Here is a 17,103-nt window from a genome sequence, read left to right on the forward strand (position 1 = left end):
TAAATTATTTATTCTTTTTCTAACAAAACTTCATATAACAATATAAGAGTGGAAATATATGGATAAAATTCTCGACTTTAATAATTTATTTTTTGGAGATATAACCGAGTATAAAAAATTAATTATATCCTTGTTCGATTCCTTAAAAAATGTAACATCTGCTACTTATTGGAGTATGGATACAGATACTCCTAAAGGATTATCTACAGTTGTAGCAATGGAAATAATTAATTTAATATTAGATTCTTTTGATAAAATTTCGGACAATTTATACTCTAACGATTTAATAACACATGAATATCCATTTTTTGTAGAAATTAAAGAAATGATAGAATGTTTATTATTGGATCCATTTTATGAATCTGATGAATATATCAATTTGGCAATAACATTATTTTCAGATTATTTCACATTACTGGAAGTTAAACTCTTATTATTTGATGGATGTTCTATAGAATTAGAAGCAGAAGAAAAAGTATTAAGAGAATATGATTTAGAACTTGATAAATATGTTCTTAGATTAGATCATTATCGTGATGAATTCATAGCATTACATAATTGAGACTTAGCATAAATTAGTTTCAAGAGAAAAAGTATTAATCTAAAAAAAGATTAACCTTTTTTTTTCAAAAAAATAATACCTAAATTTATGCCTTTCTTCAAATCAAAATGTAACAAGAGCATTTTTTTTATTGTTTATTTTTTAAAATGGTCTCGTATTTTTTTTGATTTTCCCTGGGACAGTCCATGCCCACTAGTACAGTCGTTATTTGGGGAATTTCTACTACTTTTGCGTATAATATTATATGCTGCATTGATATCGGCATTTATTAATGTTCCGTTGCTTGTTTTATAGAGTCCTCTTTTAATTCGCTCACCTTTATTAAATTTAATCTAAAAGCATCTGGTAAGCACTCAATAGGAGGTTTTAGTAAGAAATTTTTTCACAAAATTAGATATACATAAGAACAAGCATACTAAAAAAAGTTTCATCCAGATAAAGAGTATTACAAAAACGAGTTCATGCCAACATTCTAATTAAAAAAAAATAAGAGTTTTATTCGCTTATCATTTTATAAACTACTTTTAACAAATCTAAAGTTCTATCCGTGGAATCTTGTTCAGTTATATTTTCAGGAATTTCATAAACTAATGTAGGATAACCAGCATCAGCCAAAGGTTTGGAAACTAATTCTATGGAAGTACTTTTATATGTTTCATTAGTTGGTGTTCTAAAATAATTAAAATCTATACCCGAATTTTTCACACCTTCTCCTAAACGAACAGAAGCTTCATCCATTGCAGGAGTTGCAAGATAAAATCCTTCTCCATAACCTTCTTCATGTGAATGACTAATAATTATCACATCCGCTTTTAGGCTATAAATATCGGGCAAAATATAGTTAGCAACTAAATGTTCTCCATTATATCTGCCTTTTTTAAAATCTTCTTTATCTTTAGTGACAGTTACATTATAATTAATCATTTTAACATTATTTGTAAGTGCAAACTGTTTTAATGATTCAATTTCTGGATTTATTGCTAAGGGTTCTCTAGGATGTATTCCCGTAATCATGATAATAGTTTTTTCTGAATTAAAATAATTGTATACATCTTTTGTCACATAACCTGTATCATCTGAGCCTAGTTTTTCATGCGTAATTCGTTCATTTAGTAAATAGGGTATGGTTATTACAATTAAACCTATGATGATAATAGTTATAACTGTCTTTCCAATATTTCTCATATTTAAACTCCATATAATATTAGATATTATTCTTATGAAGTTAAATATTTTTGTTTAAAAAAAGTTATAATGATGGAGGTGAATTAAATATTGGACAATTAATTGTTTCTTGATAATATTTGGATAGCGACAGTACCTCCGGTACCTCCTACATTATGTGTAATACCATTTTCAGCACCATCAACTTGTCTTTTATCTGCATCTCCTCTCAATTGCCAAGTTACTTCAGCTACTTGTGCAATTCCTGTAGCACCTAAAGGATGACCTCTTGCTTTAAGTCCACCGGATGTGTTAACAGAAATTTGACTGTTTCTTGCAATTAATCCTTCTTCGATAGCTTGTCCTCCTTTTCCTTTTTCAAAGAATCCTAAATCTTCTATCGCGATTAATCCATTTATACTAAAACAATCATGTACTTCTGCAATATCCATATCTTTTGCTTCTAATCCTGCAATATCATATGCTTTACGGGAAGCGGTTATTGTTGCGTTAAGTTGTGTTAAACTTTTTCTGCTGTGTAAAGCTATAGTATCTGAAGCTTGTGTTGATGCTTTTACATATATTGGTGTGTCACTGTATTTTTTAGCATCTTCTGCTGGACATACGATTACTGCAGATGCACCATCTGAAACAGGTGAACAATCTAAAATATTTAATGGTGATGCTACTTTTGTAGAATTTAGCACAGCATCTACACTAATTTCACGTTGAAATTGTGCTTTAGGATTTAATGCACCATTTTTATGTCCGTTAACTGCAAATCCTGCAATTTGTTCACGAGTAGTGCCATATTCATACATGTGTCTTCTTGCCATCATAGCATATAAGGATGGGAAAGTAACTCCTTGTTGTGCTTCCCATTCACGGTCAGCTGCTGCTGCAATAGCTGGTGTTGCATCTACTACGTCTGTCATTTTTTCAACACCTGCTGCCATAACATTATCGTAATAACCTGATGCTACTGCCATTATTGCTTGTCTAAATGCTAATCCACCTGATGCACAAGCTGCTTCTACTCTTGTGAATGGTATAGGTGTTAAACCAGAATGTTCTGCTATTAATGATCCTATGTGTTCTTGGCCTACAAATAAACCTCCGCTCATGTTTCCTATGTACATTGCATCTAATTTGTCTCCAGACATGTTTGCATCATTTATTGCTTCTACTCCTGCTTCAACAACTAAATCTCTGAATGATTTATCCCATAGTTCTCCGAATTTTGTTTGGGATACTCCTACTATTGCTACATCTCTCATTTTTTCACCTTTGTTATGAGTTTTTTTTTATTCCATTTTTATTTTTCCTTTAAATTTAGCATAAGTAGCATAATCTACGTAAGTTAAATTTTCTTGTATTTCTTCTAGTGTTTTAGCTTTATTTCTGACTTCTTCAATTCTATCATTTACTGTTATGGTGAATGCATCACTTCCTGCACCTGATCCATAGGATACTGCAAATATTTTGTCTCCTGGTTTTGCTATGTCAAGGACTGATGCTAGTCCTAATGGTGTTGCTCCGGAGTATGTATTTCCTATGTTTGGTGTTAGTAATCCTTGTTTGTATTGTTCTTCGCTGAAACCTAGTTTTCTTGCTGCTCTTATGTAGAATTTTCCATTTGGTTGGTGGAATACTGCATAGTCATAATCTTCTGCTGTTGTCCCGGTTTTTTCTAACATTCTGTTTGCAGCTCCAAGAACGTGTTTGAAGTATGCTGGTTCTCCTGTGAATCTTCCACCGTGTGATGGGTAAGTTTCACCTTCTCTTCTGTAAAAGTCAGGAGTATCTGTGGTAAAACTGCATGTTTCTTCTATATCGGCTATTGTGTTGTCTTCACCAATAATGTATGCAGCTCCTCCTGCACTTGCAGTATATTCTAATGCATCTCCTGGTGCACCTTGTGATGTGTCTGCTCCTATTGCAAGTCCGTATTTGATTATTCCTGATTTAACAAGTCCTACTGCTGCTTGAATTCCTGCAGTACCAGCTTTACAAGCAAATTCTAAATCTGCTGCGGTTAGGTTTGGAGAAGCTCTTATAGCATCTGCAACTATTGTGGCAGTAGGTTTTACTGCATATGGATGTGATTCTGATCCAACATATATTGCTCCTATGTCTTGTGGGTCTATTTCTGCACGTTTTAATGCTCTTCTTGCTGCTTCTACTGCTATTGTAACAGTATCTTCATCTGGTCCAGGTACTGATTTTTCATTAACGACTAATCCTTTTGAAATAGAGTTTGGGTCATCTCCCCATACTTTAGCAATTTCTTCTACTTTGATTCTGTAAGAGGGAACATGTGCTCCATATCCAACAATTCCTGTCATTTTATCACCTTTGGTGTAAATTTTTTTTGGTTCTTTTTTCTGCAAAAAGCAGAGATTATTTTTGTATCGTTTTATTTTTTATAGATTTAAAATATTTCTATAGTCTATATTAATTAAAGTTTAGTTTAAACAACTTAATATATTTATTTTTAATATTTTTTTTTATTGGCTAATTTTGTTTTTTTTTTATGTCAATGTTTAAATTATTATTTTTGTTTTAAGGTTATTATTTGGTGTTATTTTAATTGAATCTGTTTTTTTATTCTTTTTTTTATTATATTGCTTCCGGGGGGTTATTTTTGATTTTTTAGTTAAACATTAATTTCTTATTTATTGAGATACATATTAATTATTATATTGGTTAATATCTTAGGAGTTTATTTTATAAGAAATTTTAAATTAGGAGGTTAGATTATGTATGATGATTCGGGTAAGGTCCCAATTGGTTCTTCTAAATTGGTTATAGTTCTTATAATGGCTGTTATTGTGGTTATGGGTCTAACTATTGTGTTAAATGGTGGTTTTTCAACACCTGATCCTGAAGAACCAGAAAATGTGACAAATAATACTTCTGATGTTCCGGATGTACAATATAAAATGGTGGGTCAAAATTCTTATGGTACAGTGACTAAAATTTCTGGTTTTGGTAATCCTTCTTCGGATATTAAGGTAGCATTGATTTTGGGTGTTGATGCAAAACAAAAATCTGCAAATGCTATTGTTCCAACATTACAAAATGATGATACATTCAAATATTGTTATGATGTATATATAGTTAATGCTTCATATTCTTCAAGTAATGAGGGTGAAGAAAATAATGAAAATAATCTAACGGTAAATGAAATGTCTGAAAGTTTAGCATCAGAATTTGCTGTCCAAGATATTATAAAAAATGGTTATAATTTTACAGCAGATATTCATAGTACTAATGATTCAAATTCATATGTATTTGTTCCATCCAATGATACTTATACTTCTAAAATGGTTGTAGATTATATTTCAAATAATACTGGGGTAGGCATGTATACTCCTGATAGTCATTCATATACAGAATCAGTTTCAGAAAAAATCATAAATAATAATATTCCGTCAATCGTATATGTAACTAAAGAATACTATGTTGATGGGGTGTCAAATGAAATAAATAGTATACTCCTTGCTATAGATAATTTTGATTTTATAAACTTATTTAATTCTAATAGTACGGATAGTAATGATACGTATACTAGTACTAATAGTTCTAATAGTTCTGTAACAAGTTCTGTAGATTCAGAAAATGGAGAATATGGAAAAACTATTGTTGTTTCTAATTCTTCTGGAAATAGGGAAGTTAATTAATTTTATCAGGATTTTCCTGTAATTTCTTTTTTTTGATTTTTTTTTTAATTTTAATATATTATTAAAAACATTTATATGTACATATGAACATATTATCATATAACAATTATTATTAACATATCAAATTTAAAATAATACTCAAATTATTCAAAATAATAAAGATGGTAAAATGGAAAACAACACTAAAAAAACGCACATGCCAAAATGTCATGATGAAAACTGCACTAATCCAGAACATTATGATTTCATTTGTCTAGATCCCGACTGTCATGACGATCATTGTGAATTAGAAGAACATTATAATAAAAAAATGCTTCAAAAACTACATAAATTAGAAAATACTGAAGAACACAATGAATGTTATGATTCAGATTGTCAAGAAGCAATCTGCAAAGATCCCGGACATTATAATTACATATGTATGGATCCAGAATGTCCTGATGATCATTGTGAAATTATGGAACATTATGATAAACAATTACTCAAAAACTATCAAGAATCAACAGATTATTCTCAATATGACCACAGGGAAAAAATAGATTTTGACGAAGATGTGGATATTAAAATATGTAGCTGTGATGATTGTGCAGATGAAAAACATTCTCATGGTTCAGAACATTCTCATGAGGGGGATTCTTGTACTTGTGGAGGACATGATCATTCTCATGAATCTGATCATTCTCATGATTTAGAACATTCTCATGAGGGGGATTCTTGTACTTGTGGAGGACATGATCATTCTCATGAATCTGATCATTCTCATGGTTCAGAACATTCTCATGAGGGGGATTCTTGTACTTGTGGAGGACATGATCATTCTCATGATTCAGAACATTCTCATAATGAACATTCTTGTGGATGTGATGATGATTGTTGTGATGATGATATAAAAATATGTAACTGTGATGATTGTTCTGATGACGATGATGATGAAGAACCAGTAATAGCTGAAGGAAAACCATTATTAGCAAACAGATCAATTCAAATCATAGTATCAAGTGGAATACTATTTGTACTAGGACACATATTAGAATATTTAAATATTATGAACGGAATGCTCGCAACACCAGTATTCATGTTAGGTGCTATAATAGCTGGTTACGAAATAGCATTAATGGGATGGAAAGCAATAACCAAAAGGCACACAATTAGTCCTGCAGTTTTAATGACAGTAGCATGTATAGCTTCATTTATAATAGGACATCCAGAAGAAGGAGCTGCAATCACATTTTTATATTATATAGCAGAATTTTTAGAAGATTATGCTGAGCTAAGAGCACAAAACTCTATAAAATCCCTGGTCGAAATAGCTCCTGAAACAGCAAGAGTAAAAAGAGGGTCCGATGAAGAAATTATTAAAGTAGATGATGTGGAAGTAGGTGAAACAGTAATCGTTAAACCTGGAGATAAAATACCTTTAGATGGTAAAGTAAGTTCAGGTATATCTTCAATTAACCAGGCATCAATTACAGGAGAAAGTGTTCCAGTAACGAAAAATGTTGGTGATAAAGTATATTCTGGAACAGTTAATGAGGATGGATATCTTGAAATAGAAGTAACTAAAAAATCAAAGGATAGTGTTATTTCAAAAATAGTTACATTAGTAAAACGTTCACAATTAAACAGATCTACAACTGAAACTCTTGTAGAAAAAATAGCAAAATATTACACACCTGCTATGGTGGTAATTACATTATGTGTAGCATTTATTCCACCAATAATATTGGGAGGAGATATGACAGTATTCAAAGAATGGATTTACAGAGCATTATCAATTATGGTAATTTCATGTCCATGTGCATTTTTAATATCCACTCCTATAGGTATGGTATCATCAATCACATCTGCAACCAGACAAGGAGTAATAATTAAAGGAAGTACTCACGTAGAAGAAATGAGAAATATCAAGGCAGTAATATTCGATAAAACAGGAACATTAACTGAGGGTAAATTAGAAGTTGTTGATATAAAAGTATTAGATGAGCATTATAATAAAGAAGAATTAGTACAAATAGCAGCTTCATTAGAAAACAAATCAACTCATCCAATCGGATTAGCAATAGTAAATTATGCACAAAAGAATAACATAAAATTACTAAACATATCTCAATTCAAAAACGTTCCAGGTAAAGGTATTGTAGGTAAATTTGGTGACTATGAGTATTATGCAGCAAATGAAGCCTTGATTGAAGGAAGTAAATTTGAAATTGATCACTCTAAAGTAGTTGAACACTCTTCCAATGGAGAAACAATAATATTTGTAGGAAATCAACATGATCTCATGGGTATTATCTCTGTCAAAGATAAAATTAGGGATGAATCCAAAGAAGTAATTTCCACTTTAAATAATGTTGGTATAAAAACAATAATGTTAACTGGGGATAATAAAGAATCTGCACGTAGTGTTGCAAATCAAATAGGAGTACAATATGTCTATGCTAACTTAATGCCGGAAGATAAACTAAACATATTGGATATTATAAGAAATAAATTTGGTGATGTGGCAATGGTGGGTGATGGAATTAATGATGCACCCGCATTAGCCCGGGCAAATGTAGGTATAGCTATGGGTGCTGTTGGATCAGATGTGGCAATTGAAACAGCTGATGTAGCTTTAATGCAAGATGATTTAACTAAATTGCCTTACTTGTTTAGGTTAAGTAGAAAAACTATGGGAATTATTAAGCAGAATATTATAGTATCAATTTCCGTTAAATTTTTATTTGTAATACTTGCAATATTAGGTTTAATTACTTTAATGATGGCAGTAGGTATTGGTGATTTAGGATTAACTTTGTTAGTTATATTTAATTCATTTAGGATAGGATTTGTAAAAGATTCCCTATTTTAAACATTTTTTTTATTTCTAAAGTTTTTATTATTATTTTTTTTATTATATTATTTTTTTAGACATATCTTAATTTTTTTTTATATTTTTAATCTTTTTGTTTCTTATTTTCTTATTTTAAAGGAGATAAAAAATAATATATTCTATTATTATCACTCACTTTATCTATACTTTGGTTTAATAACAATATATTTAAATATTATTATTTTAAAACTATATATTATATTGGAGGTGAATATATGTCAGAGTTACCTGTAGCTCCTTTCGGAAGATTATTGAAAAAATCAGGTGCAACTAGAGTAAGTGAGGATGCTAAAATAGAATTAACAAATGCTTTAGAAGAAATAGCTATGGATATTGCAGAAAATGCAGTTATATTAGCAAAACACGCTGGAAGAAAAACAGTTAAAGCATCAGATATCCAATTAGCACTTGAAGATTATAAATAATTATTTTCATAAAAATTTATTTATTTTTATTTTTTTATTTTTTTATCTATTTCTATTAAATATTTTTCCAGTAATTTTTTATCCAAAAAGTTTATATATTATTAAATGTAAACATTATATTGCTAACATCTTATTTTGTTAATGCCAAGATGACCGAGAGGCTAGGTGTGTGGCTGCAGACCATATCACAGGGGTTCAAATCCCTTTCTTGGCTTTTTAATTAATATCTTATTTTAGAATAACTTATTTATCAGTTTTTACAAAAATATTAACATATTTCTAATAGTACTATCTAATTATAAAGGGGAACTTCATGATTAAAGTATATAATACAATGACTAGAGAAAAAGAAGAATTGAAAGTAGTAAATAACAAACTCAAACTGTTTGTATGTGGACCTACAGTTTATGATTATTCTCATATAGGGCATGCAAGAACATATATTTCTTTTGATGTTATAGTAAGATACCTAAAACATAAAGGAATTTCAGTATTCTATTTACAGAATATCACAGACATAGATGATAAAATAATTAACAGGGCTAAAGAAAATGGTGAAGATCCATTAGAATTATCACATAGATTCGAAAAAGAATACCTTGAAGATATGGCCTTATTAAATGTAAATAATGTAAACTTCTATGCTAGGGCAACAGAACACATGGATGAAATTATTAAACAAATTGAAGATTTAATAAACAAAGGATATGCTTATGATACCGAAACCGGAGTCTATTTTGATGTTTCTAAATTTGAAGACTTTGGGAAGTTATCTAATCGTAACTTAGATGATTTACAAAATACAAGGATAGAAGTAGATACTACAAAAAAAGATGCTAAAGATTTCGCGTTATGGAAAAAACAGGATGAAAAACCATATTGGGATTCTCCTTGGGGAAATGGACGTCCGGGTTGGCATATAGAAGATACAGCAATAACTGAAAGTTATTTTGGTCCTCAATATAATATTCATGGTGGAGGTTTAGATTTAATATTTCCGCATCATGATGCAGAAATTGCACAAATGGAAGCAGCCAGTGGAAAAGAACCATTAGTAGAATATTGGATGCATACTGGATTCTTAAATGTGCGTGGAGAAAAAATGAGTAAATCATTAGGTAATTTCATTACTATAAAAGAATTATTAAAAGATTATTCACCTGAAGTTTACAGATTCTTTGTTTTATCTACTCATTATAGAAGTCCAATAGATTTTAGTGATGATATTTTAAAACAAGCAGAAAACAGTTTAAAACGTATACAAAATACTGGAAATAATCTTTTAGAAAGAGCTAATTCAGAAGATCTTCCTGAATCTGACTTGTCTGATATTTTATCAGAGTTATCTACATTTAAAAAAGAATTCTTTGATGCTATGGATAATGATTTTAATACACCTATTGCATTATCTAGCTTATTTGAATTTACTCATAAAATCAATAAAGCTCTAAATGATAATAGTATATCTAAAGACTCCTTGGATTTAATTGTTAATAGTTTAAGAATCATCGAGGAAATTTTAGGATTTTCAATAATTCAAGAGGATAATCTTGGTTCTGACCTATCTGATGATTTATTGGACATAATTACAGAAGTAAGACAAGATTTAAGAGCTAAAAAAGATTGGGATTCTGCTGATAAAATAAGAGATAAACTTGCAGAATTAGATATATCTTTAGAAGATAAATAATCTTCATTGTTCTATTTTTTTATTTTTAAACTTTTATCTAACTTTTTTTATTTTTTTTTACTTCAAAGCATTAATAATTAACAGTGTTATTTATATGGTATTATCAATACAATATAATTATAAAGTAATATTTATGAAATCAATTAATAAAAATTTGTACTTGAAGAATGATGAATAAATAAATTTTATAATAGGTGTATTGTTTTGATAAAATTGAATAGACGTGAAATGAATCAAAAATCCGAAGAAGATCTTGCTCATAAAGTACTAAAAGATATAAAAGCACCTTCGGATTTGGGATTGTTGCGATGTGTACAATGTGGATTATGTACTTCTACATGTCCGGCATCAAGACATTCCGATTATGATTCAAGAGAAATTATCAAAAGAGTTTTAGACAATGATGAATCAATAATTGAAGATGATATTATTTGGAATTGTTTCTATTGTTACACATGTCAAAGTGTATGTCCCGTTGGTAATAGCGTATGTGAAGTAAATCAAATTCTTCGTGAAATGGCAATACAAGAAGACGTAGGTAAAAAGAAAATAGAATCTTTCATGAGTTTTGCAGACAGTTATCTTGCAGAAGGATTGGGAATGATTCCTGAAGAATATCATGGACAATTAAAAATAGACTATGGAAAACATTGGGAAAATCTTCAAGAACAACTTCAAGACGTCAGGGAGGAATTAGGTTTAGAAAGTATGTTTTTATATCCCGATGCAAAAAAATCAGTAGATAAAACATTAGAAGCTATTGGATTTAAGAAACGTGTAGAACAAATAAAAGATGTAAGAAATAGAAAATAGGGGTATAATGATGGAAGATATAAAAAAATTCATACCTACAGAAAATATCACACTATTTAGAAGTTGTCTTGTATCTGCAGAATATCCTGGAATAGAAGCTTCAACTAAATATGTTTTTGATAAGTTAGGAGTGGAATATGTTATTGATAGAAATCAGTCATGTTGTACTGGTTTAGGACATTACTATGATATATTTGATGAATTATCCACAACAGCATTAGCTGCAAGAAATTTCAGTTTAGCAATAAAAAATAATCATAAACAGTATGTGCCAATGTGTGCAACTTGTTATGCCATCTTAAAAACTGCAGCAAAAACATTAAACGAAAAAGATGAAGTAAGAGAACATATTAACAGGGCATTCCAAGAAAACGGGCTTGAAGAATTTCAATATACTAAAGGAGATATTAATCCAAGTGATGATATTACCCATGTAGTGGATGTTTTGTATTATTTAAGGGATAAAATACCAGAAAATAAAAAAAGAGATATTTCTGGTTTAAATATAGCAACGCATCATGGTTGTCATTACTGTAAGATACATCATGAAGATACATTATGTGGTTATAGAAATCCTGAAGTAATAGATAAAATATGTGAAGTAATGGATGCTCCAACAATAGGATGGTATGATCAGAAACCACGCCATTGTGGTGGTGGATTTAGACAAAGATATGCAAATAGGGAATTATCATTAGATGCAACTGTAGATAAATTTGAAAGTTTACACAAAGAAAATGTTGATTTGTTATTAGTAATGTGCCCTAATTGTCATTTACAATTTGATCGTTATGAACAAGTATTGGAAGAAAAAACTGGAGATAAACATTATTTTGCTGTATTGAACATTGCTCAACTAGTTGCATTGTATATGGGTGCAGATCCATATAAGATATTGGGTATCCAAACTCATACAGTAAATGTAGAACCATTACTTGATAAATTAGGAATAGATTATGATTCTAGGGAGGATACTTTGCATGTCAGAAACAAATAAAATAGGAGTATTCTTATGTCACTGTGGTGGTAACATATCTGATAATGTAGATTTGAACCAAATTGAAGAAAAATTATCAGAAAATGGGGAAGTAGTCATAATAAAGCATCATGAAAATTTATGTTCTCTTGAAGGAAGAAACATTATCAAAGATCAAATTTTACGTCAAGATTTGGATAGGGTAGTTATATCAGCATGTTCTAAGATAACACATGGTGCAACTTTTCAAAAATATATAAAACCTTTAAATCCATATCTGTTTGAAATGCCAAATGTAAGGGAACAATGTTCATGGGTTACATATAACAAGGAAGAAGCAACAAAAAAGGCATTATCCCTAATTAATTCAGGTATTGAATCAGTTAAATTTAACGAACCTCTAAAAAAAATACCGACCAATGTAAAAAAAAGTGTTTTAGTTATTGGTGCAGGTATATCAGGAATAACTGCAGCTAATTCTTTAGCAAAACAAGGAATGGAAGTAACATTAATAGAGGAAAGACCTGCAGTTGGAGGAGCAATGATTCAAGTGGGTAAAGTTTTCACTCCGGATAAAATGTCTGAAGATTGTGCTGCTTGTCTATTAAATCCGGTAATTGATGAGATGGTTCATAATGAGAATATAACTCTATTAACAAATACGGTTCTTGAAAAATCAACTAGGAACTCTGGAAATTTTGATGTTCGTTTACGTAAAAAACCGGAATATGTGGATACGGATAAATGTACTAGTTGTGGAAAATGTACGTCAATATGTCCAACATTAACTCCTGATGAATGGAATGAAGGTTTAAATCAACGTAAATCAATTTATAAACCATTTCCACAAGCAGTTCCAAGTACATATACACTTGATGATAAATCATGCATTAAATGCGGGGCATGTATAGAAGTTTGTCCTACAAACGCAATTAATCTTGATGTTATTGATGAAATTATAGCATTAACTGTTGGTTCAGTAGTTATAGCCACAGGACATCAGCGTTTCGATACAAGTAAACGTCCAGAATATGGTCATCCATTCTATGAGGATGTTTTAAGTCAAATGCAATTAGCAAGATTAATGGGGGTAAATGGACCTACTAATGGACATCTTAAAGTACCCTCAACAGGTAAAATACCACGAAGAATTGTCATGATTCAATGTGTAGGTTCAAGAGATCAGATGCCCGGAGGACATAAATATTGTTCTAAAGTATGTTGTATGGTAGCTCTTAAAAATGCTAATTTAATACGTTCTCATTATCCAGATACTGAGATAATTATCTGTTATACTGATGTACGAACACCGGGAGTATATGAAAAATATTATAAGTATGTACAGGATAATGGAATACAATTTATCAGGGGAAGACCTGGTGAAATAGCAAGGGAAGAAGATCATTTGATAGTGCGTATAGAAGATACTCTAACACGTAATAAACAGGAAATACCAACAGATTTGGTGGTATTATCAGCAGCATTAGAATCATCAGAAGGTACAATAAATGCTGCAAAGACTTTAGGTGTACCCTTGACAGAAGATTATTTTATTAAAGAAAAACATCCTAAAATGCAACCAGTATCAACAGATATAGAAGGAATATTTGTTTGTGGAACAGCTCAAGGTCCAAAAGATATCACGGACAGTATAATTCAAGCAAATACTGCTGCTACAAAAATATCTGAACTAGTTAATGGTGGATTAGAGGTAGATCCATTTATTGCAACAATCAATGTTAAAAAATGCATTTTATGTGAAAAATGTATTGATAATTGTCGCTATCAAGCATTAACTCTGGATAATAATTCTATTAGGGTTGGTCCAATATCATGTACTGGTTGTGGTGATTGTATAGTAACATGTCCTCAAGAGGCTATAACAATACGTGGACAAAGTGATGAAAAATTAGAAGCAAGCATTAAAGGTATATTAAAGGATAAGGATGAAGATGAACAGATAATCATAGCATTTTTAGATGATATTGGTAATGTATCTGCAAATAATATGGGTATTAATAGGGTGGATTGTCCACCAAGTATAAGAATTATTAATGTGCCATTTATTAATCGTGTTAAATATAGGCATATTAAATATGCTTTAACTCATGGGGCTAGCGGTGTTTTTCTTGGTGAATATCCAGATACTCCAAAACATGATGAAATACGTGAAAATATTAATATTATGAAAAGACATTTGGAAGAAGATGGGATTAATCCTGAAAGATTATTAATACACAGCGTATTTATTCCATATTTCCGTGGATTAGCGAATCAATTTAAGGAATTTGATGATGAGTTAAGAGTTTTAAGTAATTAAATTCCTAACTTTTCTATTTTTTTGGGGATGTATTTTATGATTTCTGAAGAAAAATATATTGAACTTATTGAAAATGTATTAGGTATTACTGTAGAAGATAATTTAAATCAGAAAGAAGCAATATTATCTTCATTGGATGAAGATCAATATATTGTTGCTGGTCCGGGTAGTGGTAAGACTACTGTTCTTGTTTTAAAGATTTTGAAGTATGTCTTTGTTGATGGTTTAAATTTTGAAAATATTATTGTAACTACTTTTACTAAAAAGGCAGCTAAAGAAATTAAAGAAAGAATTGTTAATTGGCATTATCTTTTATGTAAACAATTAAATATTGATGAATCTTTGAATTTAAATAATTTTCTTATAGGCACTTTAGATAGTATTGCTGAAGAATTAATCTCAGATTATGTTGATGTTGAAGTTATAGATAATTTTACAGCATCTGCTATAATGATGCAAAATTTACTAACTGATGAACGTAATAATGATAAGAAATTAAAGCAATTTACAAAAAATTTAAGGGGTAATATGGGTGGTGTCAGTACTTCTGAAATTAATAATTTAATTCAAACTATTAAAGAACGAATTTATTATGATTTATTGGATTTTGACTTACTTCGAAGAAATGCTGGTCGTGAACAAATATTGTATGATATTTTGGAGGATTATATTAATCAGTTAGAGTCAAGAAATGTTATGGATTATGCAATGCTTGAGAACAAATTTTATGAAATTCTTTCTACTAATACTATTGAAAGATTAAATAATATTTCAGTACTACTTATTGATGAATATCAGGACACTAATCTGTTGCAAGAGGGCATATATTTTAAAATTACAGAATATGTTAAAAAGAATAATGGTAATATTACTGTTGTGGGGGATGATGATCAATCCTTGTACCGTTTTAGGGGAGCTACAATATCATTATTCACGAATTATGTTAAAAGAATTTCCTCAAAATTAAATGTAAGTCCTAAAACAATCTTTTTAGAAGTTAATTACAGGTCTACTAAGGCGGTAATTGATTTTACTAATGATTTTATTCATTTGGATGATAAGTATCAGATGTCACGTACTACTAATAAACCATATATTTCTACAAGCAATACCACTGAGAATGGTCTTCCTATTATGGGAATGTTTAGAAATAATATTGAAGAATTGTCCACGGATTTATCTAATTTGATTTATGATTTAAAATTGGGGAATGATTATATTGTGGATAGAAATGGTATAAAGTATAATATTTCAACAAAAAATACCAACCCATCTATAGCAGTACTTCTTAATTCACCAAAAGAAATAAGTGCATTCAATAAAAAACGATTACCCTTTTATATAAGAGAAACTTTATCATATAAAGATGAAAATATAGGGGTATTTAATCCACGAGGTCAAAGTATTGAAACAACAGATATTGTATCATTGATATGTGGTTTAATCCTATTAAGCATAGATCCAAATTCAACTACTGAAAAACAATTAGATAATCTTCCACCACATACAAAAAATTCACTAAAAACATGGAGAAAATATGCTCAAGAATACATTGAAACAGTGAATAAGAAGTTACCAACATATTATGATGAAATTAATCTAAACATGTTGCTTGAAGATATACATGAGGAATGTTCCATTTTATTAGAAGAATCTAATGAAAATGTAATTTATCATGATATTATCATGGAAACAATTTCTCAAACAAACAATGCAATTAATAATGATGGATTTTTATCAGTTAATCAAGTATTTTGGCATATACTTGTTCCAATAGCTTCGGGTGCTATTGAAATAGATGATGATATGTTTGATGTTAGTCTGGAAGAAAATATTAATATAATGTCAATTCATCAATCAAAAGGTTTAGAATTTGATGTTGTAATTGTTGATGTAGGTTCGGATATTGTTAATAATAATCCTGGAATGGCTTTTAAAAGATTTCCTAAAAATGGTGGAATAACATACAACTTAGAAAAATATCTTAAAATAACTAACGAAGAAGATAATATTAGTGGATTAGATAAAGCGTTTAATGATTTAATTAGAAAATATTTTGTAGCATATACTCGCGCAAAATCAATATTAATACTTGTTGGATTAAATAGTATGCGTTATGGATATAAGGGCGATTTTCAGGATAAAATTGAAATACCTAATATAGCTACAGGATGGACTCGTGATAAAGTATGGCATTGGGATTCTTTAGATAATTTATTCAGTATTTAAAATTAGTACATTTTTTTTTGGGTGGTTAATAAAAAGAAAGAATTTAAGATACTTATCCTCGGTATCTTTTTTCTTTTACTCCTCTTCCTTTTTTGTTTCCTTGTTTTTTGTATCCAGATTTAGGTCTGGTTCTTCTGTTTGTTCCTTTGACTTTTGCCATAATAATCCCTCCCTTATAGTTTTATGTCAAAATATTTTGAACATCTTATAATAAACTATGAAATAGTTGTTATCTTTATTTGTCCTTAATTTTCAAAATGAGAATTAATTCATTATGAAATAGTATATATAATTATCTTTAAAATCTTTAATATATATTTTTTGTTTTTTTCAGAATGCTTTAAATTCACATGTTATAACATGTTGTAT

12 protein-coding genes and 1 tRNA gene are annotated in these 17,103 nt (G+C 29.7%); 10 read left to right on the forward strand and 3 right to left on the reverse strand.

Annotation, left to right across the window (positions count from 1 at the left end; genetic code table 11):
* The first annotated feature begins 58 nt into the window (after positions 1–58).
* A complete protein-coding gene (locus PXD04_RS12410; RefSeq protein WP_323737192.1) occupies positions 59–562 on the forward strand; it encodes a hypothetical protein in 504 nt (167 codons plus the stop codon).
* Between the two features lie 495 nt (positions 563–1,057).
* Here the strand turns inward: PXD04_RS12410 and PXD04_RS12415 are convergent, their stop codons facing one another.
* The 3 genes from PXD04_RS12415 to PXD04_RS12425 form a co-directional block, all read right to left on the reverse strand.
* Positions 1,058–1,747: a hypothetical protein gene (locus PXD04_RS12415; protein ID WP_323737193.1), complete on the reverse strand. Its 690-nt coding sequence runs from the start codon at positions 1,745–1,747 to the stop codon at positions 1,058–1,060.
* Positions 1,748–1,845: 98 nt separating this feature from the next.
* Positions 1,846–3,003 carry a thiolase domain-containing protein gene (locus PXD04_RS12420; protein ID WP_323737194.1) on the reverse strand — a complete coding sequence of 386 codons (1,158 nt, stop codon included), beginning with the start codon at positions 3,001–3,003 and terminating at the stop codon, positions 1,846–1,848.
* Positions 3,004–3,030: 27 nt separating this feature from the next.
* On the reverse strand, positions 3,031–4,071 hold the full coding sequence (locus PXD04_RS12425) for a hydroxymethylglutaryl-CoA synthase (RefSeq protein ID WP_323737195.1): 1,041 nt from the start codon (positions 4,069–4,071) through the stop codon (positions 3,031–3,033).
* A gap of 414 nt (positions 4,072–4,485) precedes the next feature.
* Here PXD04_RS12425 and PXD04_RS12430 point away from each other — a divergent pair, with 414 nt between their 5' ends.
* The 9 genes from PXD04_RS12430 (at position 4,486) to PXD04_RS12470 (ending at position 16,734) form a co-directional block, all read left to right on the forward strand.
* Positions 4,486–5,409, forward strand: a complete 924-nt coding sequence (locus PXD04_RS12430) for a hypothetical protein (RefSeq protein ID WP_323737196.1) — start codon at positions 4,486–4,488, stop codon at positions 5,407–5,409.
* A 169-nt stretch (positions 5,410–5,578) separates the two neighbouring features.
* Positions 5,579–8,260: a heavy metal translocating P-type ATPase gene (locus tag PXD04_RS12435; RefSeq protein WP_323737197.1), complete on the forward strand. Its 2,682-nt coding sequence runs from the start codon at positions 5,579–5,581 to the stop codon at positions 8,258–8,260.
* A 236-nt stretch (positions 8,261–8,496) separates the two neighbouring features.
* Positions 8,497–8,706 carry a histone family protein gene (locus tag PXD04_RS12440; protein WP_323737198.1) on the forward strand — a complete coding sequence of 70 codons (210 nt, stop codon included), beginning with the start codon at positions 8,497–8,499 and terminating at the stop codon, positions 8,704–8,706.
* 143 nt (positions 8,707–8,849) lie between these two features.
* Positions 8,850–8,920 (forward strand) — tRNA-Cys (locus PXD04_RS12445).
* Positions 8,921–9,019: 99 nt separating this feature from the next.
* Positions 9,020–10,396, forward strand: a complete 1,377-nt coding sequence (gene cysS / locus PXD04_RS12450; RefSeq protein WP_409988266.1) for a cysteine--tRNA ligase — start codon at positions 9,020–9,022, stop codon at positions 10,394–10,396.
* A gap of 204 nt (positions 10,397–10,600) precedes the next feature.
* On the forward strand, positions 10,601–11,209 hold the full coding sequence (locus PXD04_RS12455) for a 4Fe-4S dicluster domain-containing protein (RefSeq protein ID WP_323737199.1): 609 nt from the start codon (positions 10,601–10,603) through the stop codon (positions 11,207–11,209).
* A 19-nt stretch (positions 11,210–11,228) separates the two neighbouring features.
* A complete protein-coding gene (gene hdrB, locus PXD04_RS12460; protein ID WP_323737425.1) occupies positions 11,229–12,206 on the forward strand; it encodes a ferredoxin:CoB-CoM heterodisulfide reductase subunit HdrB in 978 nt (325 codons plus the stop codon).
* Positions 12,190–14,505, forward strand: a complete 2,316-nt coding sequence (locus PXD04_RS12465; protein WP_323737200.1) for an FAD-dependent oxidoreductase — start codon at positions 12,190–12,192, stop codon at positions 14,503–14,505. The genes hdrB and PXD04_RS12465 overlap by 17 nt, the downstream gene beginning before the upstream one ends.
* 36 nt (positions 14,506–14,541) lie before the next feature.
* A complete protein-coding gene (locus PXD04_RS12470) occupies positions 14,542–16,734 on the forward strand; it encodes an ATP-dependent helicase (protein WP_323737201.1) in 2,193 nt (730 codons plus the stop codon).
* Positions 16,735–17,103 lie beyond the last annotated feature (369 nt).

The sequence above is a fragment of the Methanosphaera sp. ISO3-F5 genome (genome assembly GCF_034480035.2).
Taxonomy (GTDB): domain Archaea; phylum Methanobacteriota; class Methanobacteria; order Methanobacteriales; family Methanobacteriaceae; genus Methanosphaera.

What these genes read in the sequence shown, in the direction of transcription:
- PXD04_RS12410 (WP_323737192.1), top strand. Translation starts at nt 59, where the DNA reads ATGGATAAAATTCTCGACTTTAATAATTTATTTTTTGGAGATATAACC.
- PXD04_RS12415 (WP_323737193.1), bottom strand. Translation starts at nt 1,747, where the DNA reads ATGAGAAATATTGGAAAGACAGTTATAACTATTATCATCATAGGTTTA.
- PXD04_RS12420 (WP_323737194.1), bottom strand. Translation starts at nt 3,003, where the DNA reads ATGAGAGATGTAGCAATAGTAGGAGTATCCCAAACAAAATTCGGAGAA.
- PXD04_RS12425 (WP_323737195.1), bottom strand. Translation starts at nt 4,071, where the DNA reads ATGACAGGAATTGTTGGATATGGAGCACATGTTCCCTCTTACAGAATC.
- PXD04_RS12430 (WP_323737196.1), top strand. Translation starts at nt 4,486, where the DNA reads ATGTATGATGATTCGGGTAAGGTCCCAATTGGTTCTTCTAAATTGGTT.
- PXD04_RS12435 (WP_323737197.1), top strand. Translation starts at nt 5,579, where the DNA reads ATGGAAAACAACACTAAAAAAACGCACATGCCAAAATGTCATGATGAA.
- PXD04_RS12440 (WP_323737198.1), top strand. Translation starts at nt 8,497, where the DNA reads ATGTCAGAGTTACCTGTAGCTCCTTTCGGAAGATTATTGAAAAAATCA.
- cysS (WP_409988266.1), top strand. Translation starts at nt 9,020, where the DNA reads ATGATTAAAGTATATAATACAATGACTAGAGAAAAAGAAGAATTGAAA.
- PXD04_RS12465 (WP_323737200.1), top strand. Translation starts at nt 12,190, where the DNA reads ATGTCAGAAACAAATAAAATAGGAGTATTCTTATGTCACTGTGGTGGT.
- PXD04_RS12470 (WP_323737201.1), top strand. Translation starts at nt 14,542, where the DNA reads ATGATTTCTGAAGAAAAATATATTGAACTTATTGAAAATGTATTAGGT.